The 12,263-nt window shown below is 37.1% G+C and carries 10 protein-coding genes; 1 reads left to right on the forward strand and 9 read right to left on the reverse strand.

All coding sequences use genetic code 11. The annotated features are described in order from the left end of the window. Window positions 1–31: 31 nt before the first annotated feature. The 9 genes from RRG12_RS12880 to RRG12_RS12920 all read right to left on the reverse strand — a co-directional run bounded on the left by RRG12_RS12880 (window position 32) and on the right by RRG12_RS12920 (window position 10,816). Entirely contained in the window at window positions 32–1,204 is a 1,173-nt protein-coding gene (locus RRG12_RS12880) for a glycosyltransferase family 4 protein (RefSeq protein WP_420759553.1), read from the reverse strand. Then, window positions 1,204–2,265: an NAD-dependent epimerase gene (locus tag RRG12_RS12885; protein WP_420759554.1), complete on the reverse strand. Its 1,062-nt coding sequence runs from the start codon at window positions 2,263–2,265 to the stop codon at window positions 1,204–1,206. The genes RRG12_RS12880 and RRG12_RS12885 overlap by 1 nt, the downstream gene beginning before the upstream one ends. Before the next feature lie 131 nt (window positions 2,266–2,396). Beyond that, window positions 2,397–3,677, reverse strand: coding sequence for a nucleotide sugar dehydrogenase (locus RRG12_RS12890; RefSeq protein ID WP_069068347.1), 1,281 nt, complete (start codon window positions 3,675–3,677; stop codon window positions 2,397–2,399). Between the two features lie 373 nt (window positions 3,678–4,050). Further along, entirely contained in the window at window positions 4,051–5,175 is a 1,125-nt protein-coding gene (locus RRG12_RS12895; RefSeq protein ID WP_420759555.1) for a sensor histidine kinase, read from the reverse strand. Between the two features lie 42 nt (window positions 5,176–5,217). Beyond that, window positions 5,218–5,616 (reverse strand): hypothetical protein, encoded by a 399-nt coding sequence (locus tag RRG12_RS12900; RefSeq protein ID WP_420759556.1) that lies wholly within the window; start codon window positions 5,614–5,616, stop codon window positions 5,218–5,220. Next, window positions 5,617–6,114 (reverse strand): Rab family GTPase, encoded by a 498-nt coding sequence (locus RRG12_RS12905; protein ID WP_176726900.1) that lies wholly within the window; start codon window positions 6,112–6,114, stop codon window positions 5,617–5,619. Between the two features lie 17 nt (window positions 6,115–6,131). Beyond that, window positions 6,132–7,916: an OmpA family protein gene (locus tag RRG12_RS12910; protein WP_420759557.1), complete on the reverse strand. Its 1,785-nt coding sequence runs from the start codon at window positions 7,914–7,916 to the stop codon at window positions 6,132–6,134. Window positions 7,917–8,135: 219 nt separating this feature from the next. Further along, on the reverse strand, window positions 8,136–8,744 hold the full coding sequence (locus RRG12_RS12915; RefSeq protein ID WP_069068352.1) for a hypothetical protein: 609 nt from the start codon (window positions 8,742–8,744) through the stop codon (window positions 8,136–8,138). Window positions 8,745–9,178: 434 nt separating this feature from the next. Continuing rightward, on the reverse strand, window positions 9,179–10,816 hold the full coding sequence (locus RRG12_RS12920) for a glycoside hydrolase domain-containing protein (RefSeq protein ID WP_420759558.1): 1,638 nt from the start codon (window positions 10,814–10,816) through the stop codon (window positions 9,179–9,181). Between the two features lie 1,219 nt (window positions 10,817–12,035). On the opposite strand from RRG12_RS12920, the gene RRG12_RS12925 reads away from it, so the two are divergent. Continuing rightward, window positions 12,036–12,263: calcium-binding protein (locus tag RRG12_RS12925; protein ID WP_420759559.1), on the forward strand; the 228-nt coding region annotated here is incomplete at its 3' end.

Raw genomic sequence — 12,263 nt, forward strand, 5'->3', positions numbered from 1 at the left:
TCTTATATATGTGAGATTTTGAAAAAAATCTCTACTTATGAGATATTGAATCAATTCCTAATTCTTCATAGTACTTACTCAGTCGAGCAAACACTAACTCCTCATCATATTTAATTTCGACTCGCTCACGACTAGCTTGGCCATAAGTTTGTCGTAATTCATAGTTAGATAATAGTATTCCTACAGCCTCAGCTAACTTTTGACTATTTTGAGGTAGCACAATTAAACCTGTTTTCCCGTGAATTACAGCTTCTCGACAACCCCGAATATCTGTAGTAACAACTGGTAAACTCATTGACATTGCTTCTAGAATAGATCGGGGTAATCCTTCATGACTGAATGTAGGCAACACAAAGATATCTAACAGCCCTAAAAGTTCTGGTATATCTTGACGTTTACCTGTGAGAGTAATATGTTCCTCAATTCCTAAAGAGTGAATTTTTTTGATTAGTTCTGCTTGAAAAGGTTCAGGATCAGTATCGAGTTGTGAGCCAATTACCAAAACTTGCAAATTAGGAAAATAAGGAAGTAGTTTTGCTGTGGCTTCAATTAAATATTCACTGCCTTTTTTACGGGTTATACGTCCAATTGTGCCAATAATTAAGTTTCTACTATCAGGGATACCCAAGGATTTACGCAATTGATTTTGATGAGCCAAATTGAGGCGATCGCACTTAAAACGATCAATGTCTACACCGTTACCCAAATAACATACTTTTTCCGGCGGACAAAGACCTAATTTTTTGGCTGTGGCAATATCTTCATGATTTTGAGTAAGGATTAAATCAGTTATGAAAGCAGCAAGTTTTTCGACAATAAAATAAAAACGATATTGACTCAGTGAGGACTGATCGTGAAACGGAAAACCGTGAGCAGTGTAGACAATTCGTTTAACACCAGCTAGTTTGGCTGCAACACGACCCAATACAGCAGCAATTGGAGTATGTACGTGAACAAGGTCGTACTGATTTTTTTGAATTAATCGCGTCAGTTGATAAATACTTCTCAAATTCAAGAGAGGAGATATCCGACGGTCAATTTTAATTGGATGGACTATGTATCCTTGTTGTTGTAATTTTTCAACTTCTAAACCTGGAGAGCAAGCTATTTCAACTGATAGATTATGAGACAATAAATAATCAATCTGAGGTCTTAAAAGAATCTGGGCGGTGTCTCCAATTGCACAAATATGTAGTATTTTCATTATTCCCGACTCCCCACTTTTACCCCAGAATTTTGGGTTAATTGAGTCCTAGCATTCTGATAATAAGAACAATACCAAGCTACAAAACGTCCAATTCCTACCTCAATAGGCGTGCTAGGTTTAAAGCCTACATCATTAACTAAATCATCAACATCTGCATAAGTAACGGGGACATCACCAGGTTGTAAAGGGAGCAAATTCTTTTGTGCTTTCATTCCCAAACAATCTTCTAGCACTTCTATAAAGCGCATTAATTCAACTGGTTGATTATTACCTATGTTGTAAATTTTATAAGCAGCCTTACTCGTTCCTGGGTCGGGTGCATCTCCTGACCAAGCAATATTTGGCTCAGGTATTTTATCCATCACCCGGATAATACCTTCTACAATGTCGTCAATATATGTAAAATCTCGGCACATTTTACCGTAATTAAACACATCAATCGGCTGCTTTTTCAAAATCGCTTTAGTAAACAAAAACAGCGCCATATCTGGACGACCCCACGGCCCATAGACAGTAAAGAAGCGAAGTCCAGTTGTTGCTAAACCATATAAGTGGCTATAACTATGAGCCATTAACTCGTTAGCTTTTTTTGTAGCAGCATATAAACTAACTGGATGATCTACATTGTCATGAATAGAAAAGGGTGTTTTAGTATTAGCACCGTATACAGAACTAGAAGAGGCAAATACTAAGTGTTGAACGCCTGAATGGCGACAACCTTCGAGGATATTAATAAAGCCTACTAAGTTGCTATCTATATACGCATGAGGGTTCTTGATGGAGTATCGGACACCAGCTTGTGCTGCTAAATTGACCACCACATCAAAGCGTTGTTCGGCGAAAAGTTGAGCTATAGCTACCGAGTCTGCCAAATCCAGTCTATAAAAACTAAAATTTGGGTTTTCTTCTAGTTGAGCTAAACGGTCTTTTTTAAGTAGGACATCGTAGTAATCATTTAGGTTATCTAGACCAACAACCTCATCACCTCTGGTTAATAAACGTTGGCTGAGATGAAAACCAATAAAACCAGCAGCGCCAGTGACTAAAACCTTGACCATGATGTTTTCCCTAAGTAGCTAGGTGTAAATAAATTAAAGTTTGTAGTAAGGACTTTAGTCCTGATAATCCTGAAGAAGCGATAAATCGCTCACTACGAACTAGGATTTTATGTTTAATTATGTCTACCTACTTATAAGCTCCAGTAATGAATATGGGATGGTAGTGTAGTGTGGCTAAAAATAGACTTGATATCCATTAGCACTCCACCTGGACGCAAACAGTTGAAAAGTTGTTCGCAAGGCATATCCAAGTAAGCTTGATGGCTGACTGCAAATATTACCCCATCTAAATCACATAGGTTATGCCAATCTACTAAATCAATCCCATACTCTTGATATGCTTCATCAGGATCTACCAGAGGATCGTGTAAGAGTGGTTCAATACCGAATTGCTGCAATTCTGCCACCATATCTGGTATACGACTATTGCGGATGTCGGGTACATTTTCCTTAAAAGTAAGACCGAGAATTCCTACCCGCGCTTCTTTAATCGACAGGCTAGCTTCAACTAAGAGTTTGACAAAACGCTGACCGAGGTAAGTACCCATACTGTCGTTAATCCGACGACCGGCTAGGATGACTTCGGGATGGTACCCCAGTTCTTCTGCCTTGGTAGTTAGATAGTAGGGGTCAACTCCAATGCAGTGACCACCAACAAGTCCTGGTGTGAATGGCAAAAAGTTCCATTTGGTGTTTGCAGCTGCTAAAACATCGTGGGTGCGGATACCGATGCGATCGCATATTAACGCCAGTTCGTTCATCAAAGCAATATTCAAGTCTCGCTGAGTATTCTCAATGACTTTGGCAGCCTCAGCGACTTTAATTGAGGAGGTGCGATAGACACCAGCATCAATAATGGCTGTGTAAACATTTGCAACTCGTTCCAAAGTTTCGGCATCTTCTCCAGCTACCACTTTGACAATCTTTTCCAGAGTATGAGCCTTGTCGCCGGGATTAATCCGTTCTGGAGAATAGCCCAGCTTGAAATCAACACCCATTTGTAAGCCTGATACTTTGGCCAGGGTTGCTCCGCAGATATCCTCTGTAACACCTGGATAGACTGTGGATTCGTACACCACGATCGCACCAGGTTGTAGCACTTTCGCAACGAGTTCAGAGGCTTTAATCAGCAAGCTGAGGTCAGGATTATGGTTGCGGTCAACTGGGGTAGGTACGGCAATCACAAAAAAGTTTGTATCTACCAAGTCATAGATGTCTGAAGTGATGATGAGACTAGAATTTATTAACTCATCAGTAGAGATTTGACCAGTGCGATCGCAGCCTTGTTTTAAACTTTTAACTTTCTCTAAATTGATATCAAATCCAATAGTGTAGGGAAACTTTTTGGCAAACGCTAGGGCAACAGGTAGTCCAACGTAGCCAAGACCAATAACAGCAATGCGGTTGCTCATGTCTTAACAGGAGTATAGTTAAATATACGAAGTTTGACAATTGTCATTTATCAAAACGACAATTATTTGATAATTCAGATAAGTCTCGTTTGTTAACTTTGAAATGTGAGGATAGTTAATACAGGAATCCTCTTCTGCTTCAATTTTGTAGTACTTTTTTATTTGAGTAATGCCAACTTGGCGCAGCTTCTACAAATAAAAAGACATAACAGCATGTATTTAATTGTCCACCTGTAGTTCAAATCTCGTTTCCAGCCTCTGGCTGGAAATGCTACTCCTGGTGGCTCTGCCGCCAGTAAGGGAGGCGGAGCCTCTAAGATGGTATTCCCAGTCTGAGACTGGGAACGAGATAATTGTCCACCTGTAGTTATTCTTACTTTAATGCTAGTCTTGGCAAGCGGAACCAAAATCTAGAACCACCTTCAGGACGAGGTAAATAACCAATTATACCCCCCCAGCGTTCGAGTGTGATTCTACAAAAATAAAGACCTAAACCCGCTCTCCCTGACTTATCTTTACCTTGGGAGAACTTTTGAAATAAATTTTTTACCATTTCTGGCGATACACCCAAGCCCTGATCATCTACAGTAACTAAAACATACTCCCCATCTAATTCTAGACCAATAGTTACAGTAGAATCTGGTACACTGTAACGATAAGCATTTTCTACTAGATTAGAAATCACTCTATCTAAACGAGATTGATCTCCAATAACTGTCCAGTCTATTGTCTTATCAATGTTAGCGGCAAACTGTAATTGTATATGATTAAGAGCAAAACTAGGCTTTAAAAACTCAATTACCTCTTGGATGGAAGTTAATATATTGGGTGCTTCCTCAATACCAATAGGAGAATTTTCTGGTAATAGTACTTCATTAGAAAAAGCATCTAAAGTATCCTTAATTAGGATCTCTTGTTTTAGACATTGCTTGATACCAGTTTCTAAATACTCTTTTCCTTGAGGTGTTAAATTCTCAAATTCCAGGAGTGCAAAACAGCAATTTATAGCACTTAATTCCACTGCTATATCATGGATAAGACAATGGATTAAAACATCTTTTTTTTGATTATCTTTGAGCAATTGCTGATAAATTAACTTATATTCTCTAGCTTTTTGTAGAATATACTGCTGTTCTTGATAAGAATCTTCTAAAGCCTCAATTAATAAAACTTTCCTATTATCGACAAAAATTGCATAAGCTTTCAAATGATATTCTTGCCCAGTGGCATCTATTTCAGTCCATAAACCTGAACTCAGTTTTTTAACATTATTATTATTGTTTATCCAAAATTCTTCAGCATCAATTAAAAAATTCTTTAAAAAAGAAAACTCTCCTTGCGGTATTGATATATTTATCCCTGATGCCAATTCTTTACAAGAAAATTTATTGTACCAATCAGGTAAATTACCAATTGTTTTAAATAGCCCTTTATTAATTTGCTCTAACGCTAGAATATCTAAAGCGGTGAGCATATCATTTGTGATAGATGTATTCATGGGTTATATCTGCTACGCTCAATTAATTTTGATTCTAGGTTACTAATTTAAATTTCTATTTAATTTTTCCTGTAATAGTCTGAAATCATTAGCTTTTTGTTGAATAGGAAAAAGGTAATCTCTATCACAGCTACTATCTAACATCAATACCCAATCTACTTCCTTCGTCGGTAATATATGAACATCTACACAACTGCCATACTCTGTTTGGATAAATGGTATAAATAAGGAGGCATTATCTAGTGGTAGTAGACCTTCCAGAAAAATAACTTGCTCTTTTGCATTTTCTCCTTTACGGAGATTAGTAATTCCATATTCTGCCAACTTCCCACCCCAACTTAGGAGGCTGCCATCTTTATTAACCAACAGATAGGCAAGAGAAGAATCTGCTACTACAAAATTTAGAATATAGGTAATTACAAAAACAGGAATATCTAACATTTAGCAATCCAATATTTTTTTAGTAATAGTTTGAAAAGCTTCTTCTACACCGACACCATTTTTAGCACTGGTTTTAATCACAGTCCAACCCTTTTGTATAACATCATCTATTTCAGTAGATTCAATTTCCCATTCATCCGTTATATCCCATTTGTTCATGACTAAAATAAAGGGGACTTTTCCAATAGCATCTTCTACTTTTGTTTGTAAATCAAAAGCTTGTTCTAAAGTATTATGCCTTGTACCATCTACGACTAATAAATAACCAGCAGAACCTCGTAAATAAGACATTTGTAATTTTTGAAATTCGTCTTCTCCATAAATATCCCAAAGAATAAGATTTATTTTGTTATCTTGAATATCTATAGTTTTTTTATCAATTTTTACACCCACTGTAGTATGGTATTTTTCTGAAAAAATACTGTGGACTAACCTCGCTACTAAACTAGTTTTACCTGTAGCAAATGCACCGATCATACAAATTTTTTTCTGGATAATCATAAATTGATCTAACTTTATTTAGAGGTATTAGCTATGAATACCTTGAAAGATACTCTCCGATTAAGTTTTTTAGATTCTGGTGTTACTTCTGGCTGTAAAGGTAGGCTATAACTTACCCCTGTGGCTTTAAATTGGTTTATATTAATTCCTTGAGATTTTAAATAAGATAGAATTTTATTAGCACGGGCTTGACTGAGCAGCTTATTTTGCCCTTCTGTTCCAGTACTACTGGTATGCCCAATTATTTGAATCTGTGCATTTTTCCCCAGATACTTAGCAATATCTAAACATTTACGGATGGATATAAATAAATTAGGTAACTTGTCAGCTTCACCAGGCATCAACTCAGTTGTCCCTTCTGAAAAAAATAATATTTTTTGTTCTATTTGTTTTTTGTATGATTCTAATTGTCTCAGTTCTATGTCCACAAGGTTTTTGTCTTGTAATTTGGTGATGCCAGGAATAAAATACCATAATTTCCGTGCTTCTAAAATCCATTTGCGGGGGGCATGACCAGTAGCAATAAGAACACCATTATTATCAACTTGTAGTGATACAGTTTGCGGGGGACTTAACAATTGTTCAACTCTTTTGGTAGTGAATTGTGGCTCTAAAGAAAGATAAGGTTGCCACTGGCTACTTACCATTTTGGGATTAATATTTGTTTGTTGTATCAATGTATTGGGATCTACTGCTAAGGGATCGCGCATTCCCGAAATAAAGTATTTTCCAAAACCTTTCTGGGAGTTTATCACAACAATTCCTGGTTGAGAGTTGAGTTTTTGGAGATAGGCTTGCCAACGGAGTTGCTCTCTAATTGTAAAAAAGCTCCAAATTCCGCAAGCGATCGCGATCGCACCCAAGAAAGCCCAGGCATAGGTATAATTTTGTTTAGCTGGAGATTTATACTGAACTACCAGACAAGCTTCTAAATAAGGCTTACTTAGCTGAAATGCTTCTGTCTCCCCTGTAAAATTTTTAATTTCTCTACTGAGCTTCAGGTGAATTTTTTCTATTGCTTCTCGCAAAACTAACCTTAATTCTTGGGGAGGATTTCCTCGAATCATCGCTGCTACTAAGGCGTGTGGCCCCTCTTCAATCCAAATCGTGAGTTCTCCAAAGCGTAAACTCTTTATCCCATCTCCTTTTTGAATACTGAACGAATCTTGGACAAAATCTTGGATAGCTGTCAACATAGCAGCTACTAAATCGGGATCTTGAACTGCTACCTGCGTTGTTACTAAATGTTGAAGCAATAATCCAGAGTTTTTATGAATCAGAAATATTTGTTCTACTCGATAAACTAACGTCCGTAACAGCACAATTTCCGCAAATGATTTTCCTGTACGTTTCGCTTCTAGTCTCCACTTAAAGCTTTGTGGAGATAAGCTATGTTCCAGGGTTTGATTCATTGATTGCATCATTTCTTCAAGAGCCGTGGAAATCGCCTTGCGAGTAGCTGGCCCAATCACTGGAAATAATGCATCTGCAAGCACATTGTGGTCTTGTTTAACAGAAACTTCAATAGCGTCTTCCACAGTTGACACCATTACTTGTCCAAGTTGTTTATCTTGCTTTGACCGCAGGATAACAGCTTCAGGAAGCATCTGGCTAATATCTTCTGGTTGAATTTGAGGGTTGTCTAATCGCTCATAAAATTTTTTCAGTTTAGTCGGCTCAATATCTAGAAGCAAACTGCGGAGTAGAGTTAGTTCATCGTTGATTTCGGAGGTTTGGCTGTTGCTATTCAAAGCTTCAGAGGATGCTTTCGGTATTGGATTTGTCGAATAGTCACTCATTACCAAAATCCCTCAATTCACAATTTATCTGAAGTAGCATTCTGTTGTAAACAGAAGAGATGTATTGATGGATCAAGAATCAACTCTTAGAGGATATTTAAAATGTTATAAAACGTAAATAGGCTTAAAACCCTTATCAATGACTAATGAGATAGACGTTCCCGCAGCGTAGGACAAATGACAGCCTCCACCAGTTAGCTTTAATTGCGCCAGCTTACTTCAAGACTTGTTTTCTGCATTCAGTCGGATGGCTAACTCTGTAAACATAGCAGCAAGATTGGAGCGATCAGTTTTGTCCCTACGAAGTTCTTGAGCTTCCCGTTCTAATAAAGCTAGGATTTCCTGAGATTTTTGCTGGATATCATCTTGTAAGCTTTTAGATTGGTTGAGAATCTGCTCACGTAACTCTCGCTGACTATTAGTAGTTTGTTGATCAAATTGATTAATCTTATTTTCCAAAGATGTAATTACATTTTTACTTTCTTCAGCAACAGCTTTAAGCTGACCATCACGTTCTCCCTGCTCATTTTTTAGCCGTTCTGTTAAAGAATCAACTTCTTGTTTGATATAATTTTCTAAGGAATCTAAACGTTTTCTTGTTTCATCTCGGACATTGCCCAATTCTTTAATTAGACGTTCTTCTAAGCGGGCAAACCTTTTTTCGGTATCTCGTGTTTGATTACCAAAAAGAATTTCTCTAACTTTATCTAAGTTGCTATTTTCGCTAATATAATTACTGCTCAAATGCTGCTTATTTATTTCTGAATTAGATCCCCATTTTTCTACTTCTAAGGAATTATTATGGTTGTACTCTTCCGATGGGTTCATCTTTTGAATTCCTTTTAAAACTAAAAGTTGATTTGGCTGTTAGTCGCGATACCATATCTAGAGCCTAGATACTAGTGCGTATTGAAGTGCGTTTTGATACAAAAATATATTTTACTTAGATAAGTAATAAAACATCTAAATTTCAGTCATTGGAACCATAAATAGTGGTTTTTATCAGTATTCTATTTTAAATGAAAAAGCGAACTGACATATACAATGCTGAAGCTAGTAGTACTTGCTACGTAGCGAAAAAAGCCACCTAAGTACAAGTGGCGAATGGCACTAAGAAAAGCCCAAGAAGCTCTGCCTCAATTCAGGCTACCAGAGGCGGAGCCTCCCAGAATGGATTCCCAGCCTCCAGGCTGGGAACCAGTCAGAACAAGGGCTGTATCTTCGTACAAGTGGCTTTTTGCTCAATCTTAATTTCAAGATGCTTATTGAGAAGAGAGTTTCTCTATTTCCTCACCCAACTCTCGTCGAACTGATTCCAGCAGATTTGTATCCCGCGTCCAGTTTTTCCAGTCAAGACCGACACGCCGAGCTAATTGAAGTCCCCACTTGTGGCGATTACTATTTTTGAGGATTTCGAGATATTCGTAATCTTCCACCCCTTCCCTGAGCCACTTGAGTCTCATCGAAGGGACAACTCCTGTCAAACCTACCTGTTTGCCAGGATAAAACAACATTCCTTCACCAGGATAATAGTCTTTCTCTTGGGAATAAGTTTGAATGTCGTTCCACGGATCTTTTGTCCATAGGTCAACTCGCCAGTATAAAATCCCTGTCAGTCCCAGGCTTTGGCTAATGAAGCCTGGGTGAATTCTATAGTTTATCGGTTCAAAATCTATCTGCCATTTAGGCGAGTAGCCATCCTGTACCAAAGCGTTGTAAGACCAAACTTTGTCTCCTTTTTGCAGAACCTCAGATATTTGTTTTGGAGCTTCATCATAAGATTCTGGCAATACTACCCAGATGTCTACAGCAGAACGTCCAGTTCCAGAACCATCATCATAAAGCGCTGGTGTAGGAGTCATGGCTAAGGCTGTTGCGATTCCAGCCTTGTGAAAATTTCGCGCCCATTCCTTTACTGGTTTAATCAGATTTGGACAATTATCAATTTCATCGGCATATCTAGTGTAGAGAAATAGACTAGATTCATGTTTAGCAGCAGTAGTTTTAATCTTCTTAAGAGAAGGAGCCGGAGACATTTTGCAAGTACTAACATTAGCCCCACTCCAAAAAGGAAGACTCCGAGAACGGAGTCCCCATTGCTCCATTAATTCTGGTTCATCTGCTGGATCAAAATGCGCGTCAGGCATTAACTTATGTTTGAGAAGTTCTACCATGTCGCTTTTATCTTTATGTTCATAAAAAGTAAACTCAGAATTAAGCGATGGTTTTATCGGTAACTCAAAATTCCAAACTTTTAGGTGGATTTCGCCTGTAACTTTTCCTTGGTCACTGCTAACAGTAAAAGTGCCATTATATTCACCAGCTTGAGTGTCGCGGGGTACAAATATATCTACCCAAATTGGTTGGTTATTCCTAGCTTTAAGATTAAATGGAACTGCATCTAATTCAGCATCCTTAATATCTGCTTGGTTTTCAGGATTCAGAAATGGAATTAGCCCATCAGCATACCATCCAGTACCTAAAGGGGGATTGCTACTGCCTTTTTTGTTAGGGCTGGAATGAGTAACTTTAACGTAATGTTCTCGGTAGAGCGTAATATTACTATTGGGAATTACTTGATTGTTTGGGCCAGATAAGTTTGAGACTGAAATATTAACGTTTGTCAGTCCACTATTTGGTGCGCGGATTCCGATTTGAAAGGGTTCATATTCCCCACGGGCAGCATATAAATCAATGCGGGTTTTACTTTTTGGTAGGTCTTCTCGTTTTATCCTTTCTAAATTTGAAGTTACCCAGACAAAGGGATGATTAGTTAAGGATGAGTTGTTTGCTAATAGTCCAATGCTTGAACAAGCAAATAGAGTAAATACTGTCCCCACTATCCATAAGATAAGTTTCACTTTGTTAAGCAATCTTGTATCTCTTTTGACAAGAGACATTTTCAATTCTCCTGATTTCAATATTTCTGAAGCGAGAGGTAGCTCTTAAAGTTTGAGATAAATGCTTGAAAGTTCAGCTTATCATTTAATGCTGTTTCCTAAAATAGTCATGCAACGCTTCTTTTCAACTAATAATTCTTGTTATTCATCTCTGACTTTGAAATTAAAATACCTGGATAAAACTATGTAAATCCACGTGTTTTCACAATCAAAATATTCAAACTAAAACGAAATAGTTCAACCTATAAGTCTAAAATTACCGCTACTTGATTACTCTTTTTAGATCAAAATATAAAACTTTTGTCTATATATAAGACTATGATTTGATTTCTGAAAAAATCTAAGTAGTGTTATGGCGTAGCCTAACCCACCAAAACCTTTGGGTGGTGCGTTAGCCTTTGGCGTAACACACCCTATGTATATTTCAATAATCAAATATGAGTCCTATAGACTTTTGCTCATTGAGATTTATTTCTACGGTTTCTGCGGGTATGCCTAGGCACAGCCTACCGCAGGCATCGCTAATTTTCCGATCTCAAATAGCTATATAAAATTTATGTAAAGCTTAAATGTTTTTTAAAACAAAAATTTACTAAGAAATACATTAGCTAAACTTATATATATAAAAATACATTTCTATAATATAAAATTATTTTTTTTAATTAAAAATAATTTTATTTAACAAATAAATCTTTTTTTGAAGCCTAAGTGAACGACAGTAGCGCATTAAACTAAAAAAGCTCGCAACGTAAACTAAAAAATCAGTATATTTGAAAAAACATTTAATTAAGGTTTATATGCAATATATAAATGTATTATGAATCGTAATCTATTAAAATATTGAAGATTTGATAAAGGACTTTGTGTAACCTTGTACTTCATGGTAATTAAATAATTACAGATAGGTTAAAAGCTTAGGAAAATAACCAAAATAGTTTATCTAATTACTTAATTATTTGCGTAATCAATTAAAGGATTATTAGGAAAGGAATTATCTAATTTTGTAGAGTAACCGTACGGCTCGTTTGCAAGCAGGGCAGGCTTTTCACGTCAGCCTACAATAGGTAATTGGATATTTTTATTTAGAAGTTCCTAACCAAATTATTAATGTTTAACAACATTAGATTACGCAAATAGCAAGTAATCTACATTGAACTGATGAATAGTTCTTTGACTAAGGCTAAACTTACCCATTCGTGAAAAATTTAGGAGAGATAACATGGCATTTATTTTCGGCACTACAGGCCCTGATACAAGAAATGGGACTTCAGGAAATGACACGATAGTTGGTTGGGCTAGTGGTGGTAATGCCAATAGTACCTCCGGTAACGATACCTTAAATGGTTTGGCTGGTAACGATTCCCTCGCAGGTGGGACGGCGAACGACAGTTTAAACGGTGGAGATGGCAATGACACACTTGACGGGGGTACAGGAAACGACACTCTA

Source organism: Nostoc sp. CALU 546 (assembly GCF_048836525.1).